Raw genomic sequence first — 21,239 nt, forward strand, 5'->3', positions numbered from 1 at the left:
CCTGCTGATATACTTACTGACAAATCAAATCTAACTGTCTGGTTTGTGGAACAGTGCCTGCTTTAATTTGAGGGACTTCAAGTGAACTATGGCAAACTTTTCCACCTTTGGTTTTAACCTTCAGCGTATAACTGCCTGCTTTCACACCATATAAATGTACTTTTCCATCGCTGCCCACAGGTACAAATTCGGTTGCATCATCACTTAAATACACTTCACTGCCCTGCACAAAGGTCTGCTGATCGGGCGTGAGTAAACGCAATATGATCAATCCTGTACGCTGAACAGGGAAATTCACTTTATAGCCGCGTTGATTCATACCAATCACTTTTTGGCTTGAATATTCAAAGCTGTCATACAAATCTAACTGGTCTTGATCAAAAGACACGTCGTAATTGACGTAAGGCACAATGTCATGCACAAACGCATAGCCGTGTTGATTGGTTTTACCAACAGGTGTTAAGGCGCGCTGTACTTCCACATTTGGAATATCACCAACATTCACCAAGGCAAAAGCATTGTCTACATATTTGGTCATGGCCCATTTACGGTCTAACCACACTACTGCGCCCTGATAATTGGCTTGACTGTAGCTAAAGCGCTCACTTTCATCGTGGCTTAAATATAAATTGCCCATCGGCATTTTCAGGGCTGTATAAGCATTTACCCCAATATCCCCTTCTGCTTGTTGGTGACGCACAGCAAGGGTGTAATCCACACCATTTTGCGTTAGGCTGCTTTGTGCATAACGCAACTGGGTTTGCTCATCAAAATTATGTGAAAGCTGCGCACTGCGGCGTTGGTCAAATTGATAATTCAGCGTTAAATATGCCCCGTCGCTATCCTGCACTTTCAAATCTTTGTAATAAGAAAACGACAGTGAAGTTTGACGCCCAAACATACGAGAAAAACCGACTGTAAGTATTTGGCTATCTGCAAAGCTATTATTTGCATTGGGATGATAACGGCGCTCTAGATAGTTCACATTTAAGGTATTAATGAAAGGAATATTGAAAATACTGACATAAGCTAAGTTGTCGTATTCCACTGTTTGCGTCATATCGCTATAACCCAAACCACGATATTCAGGACTGTAGTATTTATGACTTGCACCAAGTGCAAGCCGACTTCCATTACGGCTTAACGAAGCGCCAAAGGTATAACCATCGCCCCAATCACTGTGGCTAGATGCTGCATGCGTATCTAACAAGGCATATTTACTGAGAGATTGCGTCCATAACAACCCGACATTCTGCACATCTTTGCTATAACTTAAATTGGTTCCTAACGTCATGCTGTCTGTGATCCCGCGTCTGAAATATAGGTTGCCAAAAAACTCCAGATAATCATCCGACACGTAGTCGTAGTCATAACGCAGCTTTCCTGCAGAAAAGTTGTATTCGTTCAGTCCTGGTTTGAGTAGTTGCGTGGTGACATAAACTGGAAAAGATTGCACGGTACGATTTCCCAATACATCTTCCACGACCACTTGCGCCTCGCCCGACTGCTGAATATTGGCACCCGTATTTAAGGTATAGTGCCCAGGCGTCACTTGTTGCTGATATAAATTGATGCCATTAATGTATAAATCGACGGTGGATGGCAGTACAGCACTGCCTCTTAAAGTGGGTACATTCCAATAAATAAAGTCTGGATAACTACTAAAATTTGAACCAAAAGACACACCACCAAATCTGAATGTATCTAATAAAGGATTGTAAACGCTGGTGTTATCACCCAAAGTTAAACGCTGATAACGTGATGGAAATTCAATTTCAAAACTGGTATTTAAACGCAGTAGCTTATCTTGATCCTGTTCTGCCTCTTTGCGATACATCATGCCATTTTTAAAAATCCAGTAATCTTTAAAAATACCAAGCTCCGCCAAACCATTTAATTCATTGTAATTATCATAACGTGCATACAGCACATTATAATTTAAAAAACCGCCCAACTCTGCTTTAGACGGAATCGCATGGGTTTGGCTCAGTTGTGCATCTATAAAATAGCTGGCAGGTACGGTCAATTTAATCGCTTGCAGCGCAAAGTCTTGTTCAGACTGAATTTCATTGGTGGTTACAGAACAGAACTGAGTTTGTGCACTGTGTTTTTGTAAACGGTCTTGCTGTAAACCAAGTTGCTGCAAGACCTCGCATTCCATATAGCGTTGCCCATCCTGCTGCAACACCAAACTTTCAATGACACGATCTACGCCATTCAGCCAAACACTATTCAACGCCATTTCAGCATTGGCTGGGTAATGGTATCCCCCACAGGATACATTGCAGCGCAAAAAACAGTCGAGTTCTATGCATGATTTAGCCCTTCATTTTTAACTCAATGGCTTGCTCACTTTTATCTGTTTCAAGTTTGAGTATGTAATTTTTCAAATCACTGAGTTTAATTTGCCCCATATCAAAACTGTATTTTTGTTGATTTAACAAATATTTCATTTCACGTGTGGTTGCAACGGTTTGTTTTTGTTGGTTTAAAATGCTGATTGAAGAAATTTGCACATGCGATGCAGCATGATTTTCTATCTCTAAAAATAAATGATCATTTTGATAACGCGGGGTTGCAGTCACCTGAATGACATCTTGCTTACCTACAAATAAAGGAACAGAAATTGTGAATAAAAATTGTAAGGCGTCTTCTTCCACTACAGGAGCAATTTCTTTAAAAACAATGCGCCAAGTTTTTTCTTGCGCCATTTCTTCCTTAGAAAGTGGTCGGCTAAAACCTACGCGTATCACTTGTTGTGCATTCGGTTGTAAAACAAAGTTTTTAGGATTAATTAAGATGTCTTGTTCTGGTTCTAGCACATCTTCACCCTGTGCATTTTGCGACCATTTATAGGCAGACATTTCAAAGCTTTTCGGTTCAGTAAGATCGGTGGCTTCCATGACTACTGTTGCACTGCGTTGTCGTGCTTTATCGCCCAAATACATTTGAGTCGGTGAAATCACCAAATTTGCATAAACTGCCTCTGCACATAAACAACTTGCGACCAGCACATATTTCAATAATTTTTTCATGCATCCCCCAACAATGTCTGATTACGCTTGTCTTTAGACTAAAAAGTTGACTCCACCCTGTCGGTAAAGCCAACTGATTTAGATTGAGTTCAAGCGAATTAGAATGACACTCGAATGTTGTATTTATCGGTGTAAGTACCCGCTGGTTTAGAAATACCTACGCTGTCACTTTTAACCAAGACATTGTAAGTATTCCAGCCATTGTTACCTGGCGCAATGTTGGTTTTCTGATCATTTAACTGAATCACAGACGATGAACCCGCAAGCGTGGTTTCAACGGTTAAACCCACTGCATGATTACCTGATATCGCTTGAGATTTGGTTGATTTGCTCCCCACACGGTTATCGGTATCGACCATTAAGTTGTACTTTGCATTCGCTCCAACCAAAAATTGACCTGAAGATTCTGCACCATCTTTTAATGAGATACTTGGTGTTTTCACTTTCAGTTCAAAGCGCTTAGGCACAATCACTTGAATTGGAATACTTCCTGTACATGGCCCTTCGTTACATACTGGGGTTGGCTTAGGGTCTGGTTTAGGATGATGATTACCACCTGCCATTGTTACCGTTGAAAAAGCTCCGAAAACCATCAAAGCAGCAGCAGTTTTAATAAATTTAGACATGTCACTTCTCCATAACTCTTATAAAAAACCATTTTTTAATCATTCACTCACTTGAGATATCGTTAGAATTATTGAAACTCAATCCTTAGCGAGCTTCTTTATTTGAGGTATTTCTCACAAAAAGCCATCTATACGCCCTAATTCACACAATATTAAATAAACCTTGGAATTCAGCTAATTAGGAGATTAAAGTACTGTTTTAAATGACATCGCAAAAAACTAGGGAGCAGCCCACTCCCTAAAACTTGTGATACCAATTCTAGGGATACCCAAAAAATATATTTATTTACATTTAAACCAACACATTGTTTTTATTTAACTTTAACAACATTTTTATTTTAACTTTTGTTACATTTTAAGTAGGTTTATTTTTGAAAGAATGGTCAAAATTCAGTTTTTAGCCTAATCTTTACTACACTTTTCACGTATTTAATTCACTATCTCCTATCACATTCAACAGACTGAGCGTTTTTTAACATCAAATCTCACCAATTACAGGGATTGCCCTTCGCTATAAAAACCCATGCTTTAAACGACTGAATTTATCCAAAAGATCAAATTTTTACATCACCAACTCAACGAAGAAACAGTTGATCATTCATCTATATCAGAAACGTGAGAAACCAATCTCGAAAGATGTTTAGCCGTTCAATAACGCAATAGCAGGCAAAATAAAACCCCATTCAAACTATTGCCTGAACGGGGTCATCACACCTGAGTCAATCATGTTGACTCAGGTACACACGCGTGACTTATTTAACGTAAGTCAACCAATGTGCATATTTGTCATTCTTGCCTTGAACTGCGTCAAAGAAAGTTTTTTGAATTTCAGTGGTAATTGGGCCACGTGAACCACAGCCAATTACACGGTCATCGTATTCACGAATTGGGGTAACTTCTGCTGCTGTACCTGTAAAGAAGGCTTCATCGGCAATGTAGAATTCATCACGCGTAATACGGCGTTCAACTACCTCATAACCCAAGTCTTTAGCAATGGTGATCACCGTTTGACGCGTAATACCATCTAAAGCACCGCCTGCGATGTCTGGTGTATGTAAAACGCCATCTTTAATTAAGAATACGTTTTCGCCAGAACCTTGGCATACATAACCTTGTGGATCCATCAACATCGCTTCGTCATAGCCTGCTTGCGCTACTTCTTGGTGTGCAAGAATAGACAAAGTGTAGTTACCAGAAGCTTTAGCTTTACACATGGTCACGTTTGGATGATGATGCGTAAACGATGAAGTTTTAACGCGAATACCTTTAGCCATCGCTTCTTCACCCAAGTATGCACCCCAACCCCAAGCCGCAACAGCAGCATGAATGGTGTTATTGGTTGCAGCAATACCCAGTTTTTCAGAACCAATCCAAATTAATGGACGTAAATAGCACGATGAAAGTTTGTTTTCACGTACCACATCAATTTGCGCCTGTTCTAAAGCTGCTTGATCAAATGGTACTTTCATTTGATAGATTTTTGCAGAGTTTAACAAACGCTTAGTATGGTCCTGAAGACGGAAAATCGCAGTTCCGTTTGGCGTTTCATAAGCGCGGACACCCTCAAACACACCCATACTGTAGTGTAAGGTATGCGTTAAGACGTGAATTTTTGCATCACGCCAGTCAACCAATTGTCCATCTTGCCAAATAAAACCATCACGATCAGCCAAATTCATGGCACACACTCCAAATGTTTATACAATAGTCATTTTAATCCAACGCAGACATAGCAGTCGGATCAATTAATCTTTGCCATAACTTGCAAACGACCTCACGGGTATCGTACCAGTCCGCAGCATTGACTTGCATGGATTGATTTGCAAGGGCTAAGCGGTGGCTTTCGGCTCGTTCACGGAGATAAGCTTGAATCAATGCTGTCGCATCGTCGCTGGATAAGCAACCTGTTTTTGCGGCATCTTCAAGGATTCTTACGTTGTCGGAATAATGGGCGAGATCAGGATTCGACCCACTCCAGGCTAATACCGCATACTGTGCCATAAATTCGATATCAACGATACCACCTGCATCCTGTTTTAAATGAAAAATTCCATCTTTTTTTTGCTCTTTAGATGAACCCAAATGATCTTTCATTTTTTGACGCATTTTCAGCACTTCACTGCGGACATAAGCTTCATCTCGCGGCTGGGTTAAAATCTGACAACGCAACACTTCAAACTTGTCACGTAAACATTGCTCACCCGCAATACTGCGCGCACGCACTAAAGCCTGATGCTCCCACAGCCACGCACTTTTCAGTTGATATTGCTCAAAGGCCCGTAAACTGGTCACCAATAAACCCGCATCTCCCGAAGGACGTAAACGGGTATCGACATCATAAACTCGACCATCTAAAGTTTGCGTGGTCATTAAAGATACAAATTTACGTGCCACCCGCATAGCAAATTCAAAGCCACTGATCGGTTTAATGCCATCAGTATCGGCTTGTTCATCCATGTTGTGAATAAAAACCACGTCTAAATCTGAGCCGTAACCAAGTTCGATGCCACCTACTTTGCCATAACCAATAATGGCAAAAGCGTTATGCTCCAAACCACAGCGCTGCCCTTCACTGTCTAGCGGATAACCATGTTTTTTGACAATCATCTGATAGGCCAGTTGTAGGGCTGCATTTGCGGTCACTTCGGCAATATCGGTTAACGCATCTGACACTTTCATTAAGTGACTTTCTGCCAGTACATCGCTGGCCGCCACTGTCAAGACGTTGGATTTTTTGAATAAACGTAGCACCCGCATGAGGTCTTCGACTTCATCCAGTTCAATGCGCAGCAATTGTTGGCGCAAAGAATCTTCCAAATCGCTGCGTTTTGGCAATTCAAAATCCATAGATAAAAACTCATCCAACAACACAGGATATTGCGTCAATTCTTCACAAATCCACGGGCTGACTGTGGCCATTTTTACCAAGCGTTGCAGTGCCCCCTTGCTTTCAATCAGCATGACCAAATACACGGTACGACGCAGAACAGATTCGACCAGTGGCATTAAACGCATCAATGCCATTTGTGGATTTTCTGACTGCAACACTGCTTCAATCAAGTGTGGCCAAAAGGTTTTTAAACGCTGTAAAGCTTTGGCGGTGAGTTTTTTAATGGCGTGTCCATACCAGAACTCATGCACTAAATTTTTCGCTTGATCGTCTAGTACCGCATCGAGCTGTTTTTCTAGCTGACTGTAATTTTCCAGCAAAGAATCGGGTTCATTTTCTTTAATTAAATGCTCAAACTGATAAATGACTTTGACACGCTTTTCATTTAGGGTCTGCATAAAGCTGTCCCAATCGGCAAAGCCCAAAGTATCGCTAATGCGTGCGCGTAACTCAGGTTCAGTCGGTAAAGCTTGGCTTTGCTGATCATTCAAGGCTTGAATGGCATGTTCTACTCGACGCAGGAATAAATAGGCATCTTCCAAATCCAGTACGGCTTGTGGCTCTAGCAATTCAGCTTCGCCCAAATGGCGCAAACTCACCAAACACTGGCGGTCTTGTAATTCTAGTTTTGAACCACCGTAAATCAGCTGAAAAACCTGCACAATAAATTCAACTTCACGAATACCGCCCGCGCCCAATTTAATATTGTCTTCAATATTACGACGCTGCACTTCGCGCTCAATCATGGCTTTCATTTCGCGCATGGCTTCAAAGGCGGTGTAATCGACATATTTGCGGAATACGAAAGGTCGGGTCATTTCCAGCAGTTCATAACCTTCTTGCCCACCTGTGATAATACGTGCCTTAATCCAAGCATAGCGTTCCCATTCGCGTCCATGCTGGCTTAAATATTTTTCCAGTGCGACATGGCTAATCGCCAAAGCAGAACCATCGCCCCACGGGCGTAAACGCATATCGACGCGGAAAACAAAACCATCGGCGGTGATATGATCTAATAGATAGATCAGTTTTTGTCCCCATAAAATGCAGAATTGCTGCACTTCAATACACTTGCGTCCATTGGTTTCGCCTTGTTCATCAAAGGCAAAAATCAGGTCGATGTCGCTGGATAAATTCAGTTCCTGCGCGCCATGTTTGCCCATGGCGACCACAATCAGGTCTTGGACTTTACCGTTATACCCCATCGGTTCGCCATGCTTGGCGACCAACGGAATCCGTGCAAAATCTTTGGCTACTTGCACACAAATATCAGCAAAGTCTGAAAGTTCCTGCGTCAACGTCACCACATCGGTGAGTTGGTTGGCATCTTGCCAAATCCAGCGGAACATTAAACGCGCGCGTAAAATTCGCAGGGTTTTCATCCACAAGGTTTCATCATGAATGTCTTGTAAAGTCGAAATCACCAATTGATGAATATAGTCTGCGCTCAGCGGTTTTAGAAATTGGTCAATTACATAATCCTGCTGTAACAGGCTTTCGTGATTTGCCAAGACTTGTTCTGCATATTGACTGGCATGTAACGTTTTTTGCAATTGTTCCGCATTCATTTTTAAGACCTAAAACCCAGTTTTATTTTGAAATATTGTCAACTCATCTATTTATAGCAGCAGATGCGTCAAAGAAGAAAATAAAATTACAGCAATCTGCAAAATACCTCTTACTTAAAATGCAGCGATAAAAAAACCGAAGCCTAAACTTCGGTTTTATCTGCTTGATGCAATGCTTATTCAGCATCTAGCATTAATTCTGCGCTCATACCAACCGTGTTAAAACCTGCATCGACATACAGAATTTCACCAGTAATACCATTCGCCCATGGTGAGCAAAGGAATAATGCCGCATTACCAACATCTTCAATGGTCACGTTGCGTTTTAAAGGTGCAACTTTTTCATTGAGGTCTAACATTTTACGGAATGATTTAATGCCTGATGCGGCAAGCGTACGAATTGGGCCTGCAGAAATTGCATTCACGCGAATACCGTCAGCACCCAAGCTTGAAGCCAAGTAGCGTACACCTGCTTCTAAAGATGCTTTCGCCATACCCATGACGTTGTAGTTTGGCATCACACGCTCAGAACCTTGATAAGTCAAAGTCAATAAGCAACCTTGGCGTGCTTGTAATAATGGTTTTGCAGCACGTGCCATCGCAATAAAGCTATAAGCACTAATGTCATGCGCAACTTTAAAACCATCACGATCTGTAACATCGGTAAAGTCACCATCTAAAGTATGCGCAGGCGCAAAACCAATCGAGTGAACCAAACCATCCAAACCATCCCAGTGCTTTGCCAAGTCAGCAAAAGCTTGCTCAATTTCTGCATCTACGCCTACATCGCAAGGCAATACAATGCTTGAGCCAAATTGTGCAGCGAAGTCATCAACACGTTTTTTGAGTTTTTCATTCGGATAAGTAAATGCTAATTCTGCACCTTCACGATGCAATGCTTCTGCAATACCAAATGCGATAGATAATTTACTTGCAATACCAGCAATTAAAAAACGCTTACCCGCCAAAAGACCTTGTGCCATGTGAAACTCACCTTGATATATTTCGCAGTATCATGCCAATTCTGAACGCATAGTGAAATTGCATAATGCGCCTTTTTTTGCCGTTTATGTAAAAACTCAATGGCGATTCAAGTGAGTGATAGATGACGTCACATGATGATCTGCAAGTGGTGACGTACAATCTTGGTTAAAAACTTGCCCTACCACTTGGCATAATGCTGTTCAAGCAAGCCGTATTCGTTTAACAAAATAATTTCGGTATCGTCTTGTTGAATAGTACCACTAATTTTAGCTTGCCATTGGCTGAACTGACTGCCGACTAGACGCAAATTCAGGTTTTCATAACGGCGCCAACCTGTGCTGACAGTTAAATTCAAACGATGATCCAGTGAGCGAATGCTCCACGAGCCATCATCCTCAGGTTGGAACAACACATCTGTTAAGGGATACAGCACGCCATTAATCCACAAACAGTTTTCGTTGCCAAAACTTTCATTCACACCAGAAGCCAGATTCAAGCCTACACGACGGTCTTCGGTATCCCAAAAGTTGCACGACAACCAAAACCATGCTGTTTCAGGGCGTAAAAAACCGCAGGTATCATCTAAAGAAGCAAAGGTGCGTTCATGGAATTGAATGGTTTGTCCTGTTTTATTAACAAAATAGCCTTCACAGCCGAGTGTGGTCAGTTTTTGGGTGTAAGTCCAACCATTAATACCTGTTGGGCTACACATACTTAGCGGGTCTGTGCCTGCACAAAATATCCGCGCACTGAGTTTAATTTCACCATATTTGGTCACGCGGATATAACGCACACCATTGGCATGTTGAATTTCAATTTGAAATGGCGATTTTTCAAAAAAACTTTGATTAAATAACGGTTGCTCATCTAAAACCGTATTACGCGATAAAAAATTAATCGCATTCCATTCCTGCACTTCGCCCGTCATGTGATTATAAATATAGACAAAACCGTGCCCTGCCCAAGCAATATCGGCAATCGCAAGCCCAATGGTATAGTGTTCGTGCTGAATACTACAAAATTTAAACTTTTTATATTTTAAGCGTTTACGCCAACCCGACAATACTTCACCATACGGTGATTTATATTGATAAGCCTGATAATCAATTTTTTTGGGAAGTTCACTAAAACGTCCATAATGCGGTTGTCCATTCGCCTGAATTAAATCCATTGAAGACATTCCCTATTGTCTAAAAACAATTCATCTTTGGTCGTATTATGCCTACAAATGCATGTACAAAAAACCCGCAGCTTATGATTTTGTTCAAAAAACTATAAAAGCATAGATTGTTTTACTATTTTAAGGCTTGAGCGTTCACTAAATATACAAAATATAAATTAATAGATATCTTCCCCTCAATATTCTGAAGGTATTTAAGCATCAGCATTCAAAGTCAGATAGGTATTTTCCCAACGATTGCCTGAAAATGAGCCTTCAACCAATTGCACATAGCGACCATGCACCTGATCTATCGCAATACAATCATCTACCTCTAAGACCCGATCGGTATGTTGTTTTTGCCAGTGCTGGGCAAAATAGGCTTTACCACGCTGTTTTGCCACCATTGGATTTTGCGCCACCACCAGTACATAACGATGTAACTCGCCAAACTCACGCGGATCATATCCACCTAAATTAATTAAATACAGTCGGTTTTCTGCCTGATTCGGCTGCGCATCGGTAAATTTTAAATAGTAGGATTTACCTTCAAACTCAACACCATTAATTTGCGCCCATGCGTCAATATGCAAACCTTTCGGTTCTGCAAACCAAGCCTGCTTGAGTTGCGGATAGGTCTGTTCTAAAGAATCGCCTACCGCAAGTACCACATCATGCACTTCAGTATTGGCTCGCGCATGACGCCCGCCTAACATCACGATAAATAAACTGGGCATATCCGACTCCTACGCAAATTTCCTAAGCATGATGGCTTTTAAGGTTGATGATTTTGAAGCATGATTGTTTAAAGTAGCGAGAATTTTTCAATCCTCCAAATAAAAAATCGTGCCGAATTGCTTCAGCACGATTGAATTGAAATGTAGCATGCTTTATTTCAAGCATCTTGCGATTTACATATCGACCATTTCCACGCCATCAATGCGGGCAACAGTCATTAAGTCTTTATCACCACGACCTGAAACAGTCGCAATAATGATTTGGTCTTTATCCATCGTTGGTGCAAGCTTGCTTACATAAGCCATAGCATGCGAGCTTTCTAAAGCAGGAATAATCCCTTCAATACGGGTTAAATCACGGAAACCTTGCAATGCTTCTTGGTCATTGATTGGCACGTAATCGACACGGTGCATATCTTTCAGGAAGCTGTGCTCTGGCCCTACACCTGGATAATCCAGACCTGCAGAAATAGAGTGGGTTTCAATGATCTGACCTTGTGCATCCGACATTAAATAAGTACGGTTACCGTGTAATACGCCCACGTGTCCTGCATTCAATGGTGCAGAGTGTTTGCCTGTTTCAATGCCTAAACCTGCAGCTTCGACACCGTACATTTTCACTTCGGCATCGTTCAAGAATGGATAGAACAAGCCCATGGCATTAGAACCACCGCCTACACAAGCTACTAATGCATCAGGTAAACGACCTGCCTGCTCTTGAATTTGGCGACGCGCTTCACGACCAATAATCGACTGGAAATCACGTACCAATTGTGGATACGGATGTGGGCCTGCCACAGTACCAATCACATAATACGTTGAATCGACATTGGTCACCCAGTCACGCATCGCTTCGTTCATGGCATCTTTTAAGGTTTTAGAGCCACTTTCTACAGGTACAACCGTTGCCCCGAGTAAACGCATGCGATACACGTTCATGGCCTGACGTTTGACGTCTTCTGCGCCCATGAACACCACACATTCTAAGCCTAAACGGGCGGCAATGGTCGCAGTTGCTACACCGTGCTGACCTGCACCTGTTTCGGCAATAATGCGTTTTTTACCAGACAGTTTTGCCAACAGTGCCTGACCAATGGTGTTGTTCACTTTATGTGAGCCAGTATGGTTCAAATCTTCACGTTTTAAGTAAATTTGCGCACCACCCAACTCTTTTGACCATCGCTCAGCATAATACAAAGGACTAGGACGACCTACATAGTAGGCGAGATCGCGGTCGAATTCTGCCAAAAACTGCGGATCATCTTTCATGCGGAAATACAATTTTTCTAAATCTTGTAAAGCCGCCATCAGCGTTTCTGACACAAAACGTCCGCCATGGATACCAAAATGCCCTTTTGCATCTGGGAATTGGGTATAGTCAATCACTGAGTTATTGTGATTTGTACTTTGCTGATCCACGTTGGACTCCTTGCATGAAGTTTTCTATGAGTTGTTGGTCTTTAATACCTTTTGCAGACTCAACTCCGCCACTGACATCAACGGCATAGGCTTGAGTCGTCTGAATTGCATCTTCAATATTTTCAGGGTTTAAACCACCCGCCAAAATTAAAGGAATATCGAGTTTCGGGAATTTTGACCAGTCAAAACTGTGTCCTGTACCACCTTTCAATTCAGGATGCCACGCGTCTAATAATACTGCGCTTGCACCTGCTTGTTGATAACTTTTTATTGCATCTAACACATTTAAATCGGGTTTGACCTGAATGGCTTTGTACCATCGACGTCCAACTTGCTCTGCTATTTGCTGACATTGCAACGGTGTTTCATCGCCATGAAACTGCAGAATATCTAAAGGTACTTGTTTGAGTACAGCGGCAATTTCTTCTGCCGTTGCATTGACAAATAAACCGACCACTTGCACATAAGCGGGAATGTTTTGCAGCAAGCATTGTGCTTGTTCAATGTTCACATGGCGCGGACTTGGAGGATAAAACACCAAGCCAATTGCATCTGCACCCGCATGTACCACACTGTTTATATCTTGAATTCGCGTGATTCCGCAAATTTTGGCACGGGTACGCATCGTTTTGGACTCTAATCCTGATTTTCAATCTTCATTTTGCTGATCTTGCTGTGCGCGACTTTTAAATTGTCTGTTCACACTCACAGAATCAGATATTGGGGCGAATCATTGTAATGCAATTTTAAGGGGTTGAGGGAAGTTCAGGCGGATTATTCTGCATTTCCGTTGTTTAAATGCCGAACAGACTTTATACTTCGCGCAAATGCAACGAGTCCTAGCTTTGAGCTTTAGGGAAGTTGGTGAAAGTCCAACACTGCCCCCGCAACGGTAACCATGAAACGTATATCTGTTTAAATGAGATGATTTACACCACTGTATGAACAATATGGGAAGGTGGATATACAGCGAAGCAATCATTGATTAAAAGATGCTTGGCACATTGAAGTCCGGAGACCTGCTTGTTGTGCCCTTAACTCAATCATTCACGTGGGGTGAATGTATGGAGCAAAGTCATGTCTACTCTTTTTCAGCCTACTGCTTTAGTGGGCGCAATTGCGCTTGCAATGGGTTTCTCTACGTCTGTATCTGCACAAGACAGTTCTAATGTTGTAAATGCATCTTTAGATACTTTAGTCGTTACCGCGACACGTTCTGAAGAAAAAATTGGCAATGTGCCTGCGCGGATTAATATTATTGAGCCAAAAATTCTGGAACAGTCCCCGATTGCATCACTGCCTGACTTATTAATGACTGACCCAGCGATCACAGTTGTTCAAAGCGGCGGTTATGGTCAAGCATCATCTATTTTCTTACGTGGAGCCGAATCTGATCAAGCATTAGTCTTGCGTGACGGTGTGCGACTAAATTCAGCAACCTCTGGCGCTGCTTCGCTTCCATTTATTGATACAACCGACATCAAGCAAATCGAAGTTCTTAAAGGCCCAGCATCTGTTCTATACGGTACAGATGCAATTGGTGGTGTTGTACAACTTATCACAAAAACACCAACTAAAAACAGTGCTTTCATCACTGGTGAAATGGGTGAAAACAATACCTATAAAAGCATCATCGGTGCAGACTTCGCCCAAGACGGTTATTATGCTCAGGTTCGCGGTCAGCGTTTAGAGACTGATGGCACACCAGTAAAAGACTCAAAAAATGCGTCTAATGCATCCTTTGATCAAAAAGGCTATAGCGCAAAGCTGGGAATTGAACAGGATGGCTATGTTGCATCTGTCGATTTCAGTGAGAACCAAGGAACAAGTCAATACGATAATAACGGCAACAACATCAGCCAAGATTTTAAAAATCAGATTATCAATTTAAAAGGCCGTGTGAATCTCAATCCTAATCTTTCTTTAAATGCTCGCTTATCACAATTTAAAGATGATATTGATCAAAACAGTTCAACTGATTTCATTCATAGTAAAACTCAAGAAGCTGAGTTGTATGGGCAGTGGCAATTTACGCCTCACCAGAATATTTTATTAGGTAGCACTTACAGAGAAACTCAAGGTAATGTGATTTCTTATGGTTCTCCTTATAAAGGTGATATAGATTCTGCTGGTTATTACATACAACATCAATATCAAAACAATGGGTTAAATACACAGCTTGGTCTACGTGTTGAAGATAATGAAAAGTTTGGCACACATACTGTTGCACAAGGTGCCGTACGTTACCAACTGCTGCCATTAACCAGTATTTACGCCAATATTGGTTCTGCATTTAAAGCGCCAACGTTGAATGATATGTACGCCTACGGTGGTAACCCAGATTTAAATCCAGAAGAAAGTATTTCTTATGAAATTGGTTTAGATCAGAAATTGGCTTACAATATTTCTACTGGATTTTCGTTGTATTCGACAAAAGTTGATAGCTTAATCGATTATGACAATACCAAAAACTTAATGGAAAACATTGATAAAGCCAAAATGGAAGGTGGTGAAGCCTACATCAAGTGGCAAGATGACAACCTATATATCAATCTTGGCTATAACTATGTTGATGCAAAAGACGAAAAAACGAATGCTAGTTTAAGCCGTCGTCCGCGCCAAAGCGCAGCTTTAACTACTGGCTGGGCTGATGACAAAATTGGTTTTTCTACCACACTAATGGCAAATAGCTCATACGACAACAGCGCCTATGATGATATTACGATTCCAGGGCATCTCAGAATTGATATGCACGGTTTCTATAACATCAATCCAAATATGAAAGTTTTTGCAAACATTCAGAATATTGGTGATACAGGTTATAAAACCGCTTACGGTAGCGGCAGCTACTACATCAACGGCGGTCGCCTCGCTTCAGCAGGTGTAACTTTCCGCTACTAAAACCCGCATAACAACAAAAACTTTAAAACAGCGCAGTTTATGGATAATGTAATGACCGACATTATCCTTTTTTATTGCGCCAGCTTTTATTTCTTACAACCAAGTAAACGCAACTTTCACTTTCAAACAAGGAACGATCATGGGCCACCGTTTAAGCAAAATCTACACCCGCACAGGCGATTCAGGCACAACAGGACTGGGCGATGGCTCACGTGTCGCCAAAGACGACTTACGCATTCATGCACTGGGCGATGTCGATGAACTCAATGCCTGCATAGGCGTATTGCGCTCACAAATTACACATAGCAACATTCAAGACAAAAACACTTGGGACAAATCGCTTAGCCTGATTCAGCACTGGCTATTCGATTTAGGCGGTGAAGTCTGTATCCCCAATTACCATCTCGTACAACCACTTGCGATTGAGTTCCTAGAACAAGACATTGACCGCATGAATGAAAGCCTGCCAATGCTCAAAGAATTTATTCTGCCTGCAGGTACATTGGCATGCAGTTATGCACATCAAGCCCGTGCCGTATGTCGTCGTGCAGAGCGCAGTTTAATGACCGTACACAACCGTGATCAAAATATTCAAGCACCGTCTTTGCAATTACTAAATCGACTGTCTGACTGGCTATTTGTCGCATCGCGCAGCTTGCAACGCGCCGAAGGTGGCAGCGAAGTACTTTGGCAAAAAAATATCAATGACAGCATTAGTAACTGACATCGGAAACTAAAATAAAGTCCTGATTTTACATCTAAAAAATCACAGCAGATGGTGCTTGAATTTTCACACCATCTGACCAAAATAAGAGTTGTCATCCCTCTGTCACGTCGTACTTGCAAAATGAAAGCAAACTTTCAATTCATGGGCACATTATGCGCATAATTGGTCATCGCGGTGCGCGTGGCGAAGCACCTGAAAACACGCTTGGTGGTTTTGAATATATTCAAAATATTGGTATTCGTGCCGTCGAATTTGATGTGCGTCAACTCAAAGACAACGCCTTAGTGGTCATGCATGATGATCAATTCATCCGCACGACAGGACAAGACAAAGCGCTGTATGAATGTAGTCTGGAAGATTTAAACCATTATAACCACGCCGTGATGTGGTCGGACTGGAATAAAGTTGAAACCACGCCCCTACTTAATCAAACCATGACCATTATTCAAAATTTTGATCATATTGAGGTTGAGGTTAAAGCAGTCAACTCACATACCGATGCCGAAAAAATCACTCAAAGCCTAGAGCAACATTTACAAGGTTTTGAGCACAACGCCATCATCACCAGTTTTGATCCTAAAATTCATTGGGCATTACAACAACAAAAATCACGCTTTAAACGTGGTTTGTTGGTAGAAGATGATTTGCAATACCAAGCCATTGATCAAGCTTTAGCATTAGGGTGTTGCCAAATTGGCTGGATGAACGAACTCGCCACCGATGCCCTCATTCAAGCCACACAACAGGCCAAACTGAATATTAGTGTTTGGACAGTCAACCAAATTGAACGCGCCAAACAACTTAAAGATTTGGGTGTTCAGGGTCTAATTACCGATTATCCAAAACTAATGATGCAACACTTGTGAAGTGCAGGCTAAGCGCATATATATGTTTAAATAACCGATTTTCTGTGCAGGTTTGGCTGTCATACCGCACATTTTCGTAAAAACCTACAAATACCATTATATTCTGTTACCACCCAGTACAATACAACTGTACAATAATGCTGTGATCGTGAATACGCTCATGCTAATATGCGAAAAAATTAATCCCTATAAACTTTAATACTATGATCATTTCCTTCGGGCAGATCATGATTTTATAACGGATTAAGCGTCTACTTATACCTCCCAAAGGTTCTAGGAGTGCTGTTGGAGATGAATGCTCCCTTACCCAAAGCCCCAATCAACTGGATTGCCATCTTTGCACTGGTTTTCTTACCTATTGTTGCCGTGATTGCAATTCCTTGGTATGCCTATCACCATGATTTTAGCTTAGCCGCTTGGATCAGCATGTTTGTATTACTTGGCGTAAGTAGCTTGGGTATTACAGCAGGTTATCACCGTTTATGGGCACACCGTGCTTATGAAGCTACCCTTCCCTTGAAAATCATTTTAATGATTATGGGAACATTTGCCGTTCAGAACAGTATTTTGTTCTGGGGTTCAGGTCACCGCACCCATCACCGCCATGTTGATGATGTCGAAAAAGACCCATATTCAATTAATAATGGTTTTTGGTTTGCGCACATGGGCTGGATGCTACGTGACTACCCTGCCGCAGAGCCAAACTTTAAAAATGCGCCAGATTTGTTAAATGACAAGTTGGTGATGTTCCAACACAAATACTATATTCCGCTCGTAATTGCAGTTCACGTTGGCATTTTGGTGCCAATTGGTTGGGCTGTGGGCGATATGTGGGGCGTGTTGTTATTGGGCGGTTTAATGCGTCTGATTTTAAGCCACCATGTTACCTTCTTTATTAACTCGCTGTGCCACATGTGGGGTTCGCGTCCCTATACTGACGAAAACACCGCGCGTGATAACTTCTGGTTAGCAATTGCCACTTGGGGCGAGGGCTATCATAACTATCACCACATTTTCCAATATGATTATCGTAATGGCGTAAAATGGTGGCAATATGACCCAACCAAATGGTTAATTTGGACATGCTCGAAGTTAGGCCTAGCGAAAAACTTGCGTCGTATTCCAAGCTTTAATATTAAAAAAGCAGAATTGGCGATGCGTTTTAAATATGCAGAACAAGACTTGGCGGTCTATGGTCACAATGTGAACGATGACATTGGTCAAGTTAAAAGCCGTATTGCGCAAGAATATGATGCCTTTACTCAAACTCTGAACGATTGGGCAAAGTTAAAAGAGCAAGAAATTCAGGCGAAAAAAGCGTCTGTAGCTGAAAAAATTCACCAAATGGATGACAAATTAAAAGTTGAATTCCAGTTGGTTGAACAGCGTCTTTCACACCATCGTGAAACATTGAACTTGCTGATGCGTAACCTAAAAAAGAACCCTGTATCTGAATAAACCTCTGTTCTGATGCACTGCGAAAGCCCTGACCTGTTCAGGGCTTTCTGCATTGTTAGGCTACAGTTTTTAAAGTCCAAGTTTGCTATAGTGAAACTCACTTTGTGCCAAGCGCTTCATCATCATGCAATTTAATCCACGTTATCCGACCCTGCCCGCCCGTCTTTATCACATGCAGCAGCCTTTACCTTTAAAAGGTGCAAAAGCAGGACACTTTAATGCTGCATTGGCAAAAGAACTGCAATGGACAGCAGAGGAACAACAACAATGGGTTGAAATTTGCAGCGGACAAACCACGTTTAAAGAATTTCCTGCTTTGGCAATGGTCTATGCGGGACATCAATTTGGTCAGTGGGCAGGTCAATTGGGCGATGGACGCGGTTTACTTATTGCGCAAGTTTTGGACACACAACAACGTACAATTGATCTTCATTTAAAAGGTGCAGGTGCAACGCTTTATTCACGTATGGGGGATGGACGTGCCGTGTTACGTTCAGTGATTCGTGAATATTTGGCAGGTCATGCTTTAAATGCGCTGGGTGTGCCATCAAGCAATGCAGTTGGATTTACCTCATCTACTCAAGGCGTACAACGTGAAAAATTAGAACTTGGCGCAATGCTATTACGCACATCAGACTGTCATATTCGTTTGGGACATTTTGAATGGATCAATCAGTATCAACCTGAATTACTGCCTGAATTTGTGCAAAAGTGTATCGAATGGCACTATCATGAATGCTTGACAGCCGAACAGCCTGTACTCGCCTTTGCTACACAAGTCATTCAACGTACCGCTATCATGATTGCCAAATGGCAATTGGTCGGTTTTGCGCACGGCGTGATGAATACCGATAATTTAAATATTACTGGCTCTACTTTAGATTTTGGCCCTTATGGTTTTATGGAGCGTTTTCGCCCGAACTGGATCAACAACCATTCGGACTACCAAGGGCGCTATACCTACCAACAACAACCGAGCGTAGCGCACTGGAACTTATGGGTCTGGCTAAATAATTTAATTCCACTTGAGCAAAACCAAGATCAGAAAGAACACTGGAAACATGCACTGGCAGCATGTTTAGAACATTTTGAACCAACTTTTTTAGAACATTACAAACTCGGCTTGTGTGAAAAAATGGGGCTGCCAAGTTTCCATAAAGACAGTTTTGACTGTGCAACCAATTTCTTACGCATTTTGCAAAGTGAGCAACTGGATTACACCCAAAGTTTTATCCGCCTACAAAATAAACAATACACAGAAATATTGGATGATTGTTTAGATCGTCGTCAGTGGGAAAGCTTTTTGGCACAGTATTTACAGATTCGTGAACATCAAGATACTGATGCTTTAGATGCCGCCATGCAACAGGCCAACCCGCACTATATTTTACGCAATCACATGGCACAAAAGGCAATTGAGCAGGCAGAACGCGATGATTTTTCAGAAGTTGAGCGTTTATTTACCTTGCTCAGCCAACCGTATAGCAAACAGCCTGAGTTAGAACAGCCTGAAGATTTAGCACCCTTGCCAAGTGATGTACCCGAAGTGATGGTGAGCTGCTCATCTTAGTGCTATTTTTAAGCAATAGGACGTTTAAAACTCCAGCAAAGTTATACACATTTTCTGTGGATAAAGATGTGGTTATCCACAGGATAAACTTTTAAGGTAAAGATGAATGGCACAAACACAGAAATCACTGCATCAACTTGCTGCCAATACCGCAGAAAAATTACCTGAAGTGAGCTTAAGCGAACCTTTTGGCGATGGCTGTTTGGTGCATAAGGTGGTTGATAAAGTGTTTATGCTGAGTTTGTATTTAAATGGTCATGCCATCATCAATCTAAAAGTGCAGCCTGAACATGGTGCCATGCTACGCGATTTCTATCCGTATATCCGTGCAGGTTGGCACATGAACAAACAGCACTGGATTTCAATTTTTGCAGATGAGGACTTAGATGCACAACTGGTGCAAGATTTGGTCTTAAATTCTTATGAGCTGGTAGTCGCAAAATTAAAGAAAGTAGAAAGACAACGGATTGAGCTTTTGCGTAGTGCAACTTGAGTCAATAAAAATTTTTTAAAGCTATTTGCTCTGCACTTTTTCAACATAATATCTAACTAAGAAAACAAAAGCGAATCTTCCAAGATTCGCTTTTTCTATACCTGAGACTTACTCTTCTGGATACTCAAAGCGATAACCTACACCATACACTGCTTGAATCCATTCATGCCGATTACCTGTTTCGGCAGCGTCAGAAATTTTACGGCGTAAGTTTTTAATGTGGCTATCAATCACACGGTCAGCCACTTCAAAACTGTCAGGGTTAATATGATCTAGCAATTGCGCTCTTGAATACACCTGCCCCACATGCTCTAAAAACAATTCCAATAAACGAAATTCGGTCGGGGTCAAATTCAAGGTTTTTTGCTGATACCAAATACGCTGCTGCGCTTTATCCATGCGGAATAAATCATTGCTTTCAGGCTCAACTTTGCGTTCTAAGCGACGCAAAACCGCTTGCACGCGCGCGACCAATTCTTTTGGACTAAAAGGCTTACAAACATAATCGTCTGCCCCCATGTTTAAACCCAACACCCGATCAATTTCTTCTGTTCGTGCCGTGACCATAATAATTGGTACATCGGACTGTTCACGTACTTTGCGGCAAATGGTCAGGCCGTCCATACGTGGTACCATCAAATCTAAAATCATCAAGCTTGGTTTACGCTGCAAAAAGCTGTCATAAGCTTCTTGCCCATCATGAAACATACTGACTTCAAAACCAGCAGCTTCTAAATAATCTCGCACCAATTGGGCCAGTTCAATTTCATCTTCAACCAGTAAGATATGTTTCATGCACGATTCCT

General features: G+C 41.7%; 17 protein-coding genes and 1 riboswitch. Of the genes, 6 read left to right on the top strand and 11 right to left on the bottom strand.

The window, feature by feature from the left end; all coding sequences use genetic code 11:
* Positions 1–13: 13 nt before the first annotated feature.
* From VF675_RS06490 to VF675_RS06535, 10 genes are all read right to left on the bottom strand, one after another.
* The gene (locus VF675_RS06490) at positions 14–2,242 is read right to left on the bottom strand and encodes a fimbria/pilus outer membrane usher protein (RefSeq protein WP_440204959.1); all 2,229 of its coding nucleotides are present in this window, start codon (positions 2,240–2,242) and stop codon (positions 14–16) included.
* Positions 2,243–2,318: 76 nt separating this feature from the next.
* Positions 2,319–3,035, bottom strand: a complete 717-nt coding sequence (locus VF675_RS06495; protein WP_440204960.1) for a fimbrial biogenesis chaperone — start codon at positions 3,033–3,035, stop codon at positions 2,319–2,321.
* 98 nt (positions 3,036–3,133) lie between these two features.
* Positions 3,134–3,661 carry a hypothetical protein gene (locus VF675_RS06500; RefSeq protein WP_096901523.1) on the bottom strand — a complete coding sequence of 176 codons (528 nt, stop codon included), beginning with the start codon at positions 3,659–3,661 and terminating at the stop codon, positions 3,134–3,136.
* Between the two features lie 752 nt (positions 3,662–4,413).
* Positions 4,414–5,340 carry a branched-chain amino acid transaminase gene (locus tag VF675_RS06505; RefSeq protein WP_004975074.1) on the bottom strand — a complete coding sequence of 309 codons (927 nt, stop codon included), beginning with the start codon at positions 5,338–5,340 and terminating at the stop codon, positions 4,414–4,416.
* 34 nt (positions 5,341–5,374) lie between these two features.
* Positions 5,375–8,119: a bifunctional [glutamate--ammonia ligase]-adenylyl-L-tyrosine phosphorylase/[glutamate--ammonia-ligase] adenylyltransferase gene (gene glnE, locus VF675_RS06510; RefSeq protein WP_440204961.1), complete on the bottom strand. Its 2,745-nt coding sequence runs from the start codon at positions 8,117–8,119 to the stop codon at positions 5,375–5,377.
* A gap of 176 nt (positions 8,120–8,295) precedes the next feature.
* On the bottom strand, positions 8,296–9,102 hold the full coding sequence (locus VF675_RS06515) for an enoyl-ACP reductase FabI (protein ID WP_004975071.1): 807 nt from the start codon (positions 9,100–9,102) through the stop codon (positions 8,296–8,298).
* A gap of 179 nt (positions 9,103–9,281) precedes the next feature.
* Entirely contained in the window at positions 9,282–10,274 is a 993-nt protein-coding gene (locus VF675_RS06520) for a DUF2804 domain-containing protein (RefSeq protein WP_004975070.1), read from the bottom strand.
* Positions 10,275–10,477: 203 nt separating this feature from the next.
* Complete coding sequence (locus tag VF675_RS06525) at positions 10,478–10,999, bottom strand: DUF1543 domain-containing protein (RefSeq protein WP_096901526.1); 522 nt, start codon at positions 10,997–10,999, stop codon at positions 10,478–10,480.
* Positions 11,000–11,173: 174 nt separating this feature from the next.
* Positions 11,174–12,418: a tryptophan synthase subunit beta gene (trpB, locus tag VF675_RS06530; protein ID WP_004975067.1), complete on the bottom strand. Its 1,245-nt coding sequence runs from the start codon at positions 12,416–12,418 to the stop codon at positions 11,174–11,176.
* Entirely contained in the window at positions 12,390–13,043 is a 654-nt protein-coding gene (locus VF675_RS06535) for a phosphoribosylanthranilate isomerase (RefSeq protein ID WP_440204962.1), read from the bottom strand. Before VF675_RS06535 ends, trpB begins: the two co-directional genes overlap by 29 nt.
* 192 nt (positions 13,044–13,235) lie before the next feature.
* Positions 13,236–13,459, top strand: a riboswitch (cobalamin riboswitch).
* Positions 13,460–13,495: 36 nt separating this feature from the next.
* Between VF675_RS06535 and VF675_RS06540 the strand changes: the two genes are divergently transcribed.
* From VF675_RS06540 to VF675_RS06565, 6 genes are all read left to right on the top strand, one after another.
* Positions 13,496–15,319: a TonB-dependent receptor plug domain-containing protein gene (locus VF675_RS06540; RefSeq protein ID WP_440204963.1), complete on the top strand. Its 1,824-nt coding sequence runs from the start codon at positions 13,496–13,498 to the stop codon at positions 15,317–15,319.
* A 139-nt stretch (positions 15,320–15,458) separates the two neighbouring features.
* Complete coding sequence (locus VF675_RS06545) at positions 15,459–16,043, top strand: cob(I)yrinic acid a,c-diamide adenosyltransferase (RefSeq protein WP_168418570.1); 585 nt, start codon at positions 15,459–15,461, stop codon at positions 16,041–16,043.
* Between the two features lie 155 nt (positions 16,044–16,198).
* Positions 16,199–16,912, top strand: a complete 714-nt coding sequence (locus VF675_RS06550) for a glycerophosphodiester phosphodiesterase (RefSeq protein WP_440204964.1) — start codon at positions 16,199–16,201, stop codon at positions 16,910–16,912.
* A gap of 291 nt (positions 16,913–17,203) precedes the next feature.
* Positions 17,204–18,370, top strand: coding sequence for an acyl-CoA desaturase (locus VF675_RS06555; RefSeq protein WP_004975053.1), 1,167 nt, complete (start codon positions 17,204–17,206; stop codon positions 18,368–18,370).
* 124 nt (positions 18,371–18,494) lie between these two features.
* On the top strand, positions 18,495–19,940 hold the full coding sequence (locus tag VF675_RS06560; RefSeq protein ID WP_440204965.1) for a protein adenylyltransferase SelO: 1,446 nt from the start codon (positions 18,495–18,497) through the stop codon (positions 19,938–19,940).
* A gap of 106 nt (positions 19,941–20,046) precedes the next feature.
* Positions 20,047–20,433, top strand: coding sequence for an MmcQ/YjbR family DNA-binding protein (locus tag VF675_RS06565; protein ID WP_317028320.1), 387 nt, complete (start codon positions 20,047–20,049; stop codon positions 20,431–20,433).
* Between the two features lie 108 nt (positions 20,434–20,541).
* Here the strand turns inward: VF675_RS06565 and VF675_RS06570 are convergent, their stop codons facing one another.
* Positions 20,542–21,228, bottom strand: coding sequence for a response regulator (locus VF675_RS06570; protein ID WP_168418565.1), 687 nt, complete (start codon positions 21,226–21,228; stop codon positions 20,542–20,544).
* Positions 21,229–21,239: the final 11 nt, after the last annotated feature.

Source organism: Acinetobacter sp. Lyrl_1, assembly GCF_051948795.1.
GTDB classification, from domain to species: Bacteria; Pseudomonadota; Gammaproteobacteria; order Pseudomonadales; family Moraxellaceae; genus Acinetobacter; species Acinetobacter towneri.

Coding starts and splice junctions, on each gene's coding strand:
- VF675_RS06490 (WP_440204959.1), bottom strand. CDS start 2,242: ATGGCGTTGAATAGTGTTTGGCTGAATGGCGTAGATCGTGTCATTGAA.
- VF675_RS06495 (WP_440204960.1), bottom strand. CDS start 3,035: ATGAAAAAATTATTGAAATATGTGCTGGTCGCAAGTTGTTTATGTGCA.
- VF675_RS06500 (WP_096901523.1), bottom strand. CDS start 3,661: ATGTCTAAATTTATTAAAACTGCTGCTGCTTTGATGGTTTTCGGAGCT.
- VF675_RS06505 (WP_004975074.1), bottom strand. CDS start 5,340: ATGAATTTGGCTGATCGTGATGGTTTTATTTGGCAAGATGGACAATTG.
- glnE (WP_440204961.1), bottom strand. CDS start 8,119: ATGAATGCGGAACAATTGCAAAAAACGTTACATGCCAGTCAATATGCA.
- VF675_RS06515 (WP_004975071.1), bottom strand. CDS start 9,102: ATGGCACAAGGTCTTTTGGCGGGTAAGCGTTTTTTAATTGCTGGTATT.
- VF675_RS06520 (WP_004975070.1), bottom strand. CDS start 10,274: ATGGATTTAATTCAGGCGAATGGACAACCGCATTATGGACGTTTTAGT.
- VF675_RS06525 (WP_096901526.1), bottom strand. CDS start 10,999: ATGCCCAGTTTATTTATCGTGATGTTAGGCGGGCGTCATGCGCGAGCC.
- VF675_RS06535 (WP_440204962.1), bottom strand. CDS start 13,043: ATGCGTACCCGTGCCAAAATTTGCGGAATCACGCGAATTCAAGATATA.
- VF675_RS06540 (WP_440204963.1), top strand. CDS start 13,496: ATGTCTACTCTTTTTCAGCCTACTGCTTTAGTGGGCGCAATTGCGCTT.
- VF675_RS06545 (WP_168418570.1), top strand. CDS start 15,459: ATGGGCCACCGTTTAAGCAAAATCTACACCCGCACAGGCGATTCAGGC.
- VF675_RS06550 (WP_440204964.1), top strand. CDS start 16,199: ATGCGCATAATTGGTCATCGCGGTGCGCGTGGCGAAGCACCTGAAAAC.
- VF675_RS06555 (WP_004975053.1), top strand. CDS start 17,204: ATGAATGCTCCCTTACCCAAAGCCCCAATCAACTGGATTGCCATCTTT.
- VF675_RS06560 (WP_440204965.1), top strand. CDS start 18,495: ATGCAATTTAATCCACGTTATCCGACCCTGCCCGCCCGTCTTTATCAC.
- VF675_RS06565 (WP_317028320.1), top strand. CDS start 20,047: ATGGCACAAACACAGAAATCACTGCATCAACTTGCTGCCAATACCGCA.
- VF675_RS06570 (WP_168418565.1), bottom strand. CDS start 21,228: ATGAAACATATCTTACTGGTTGAAGATGAAATTGAACTGGCCCAATTG.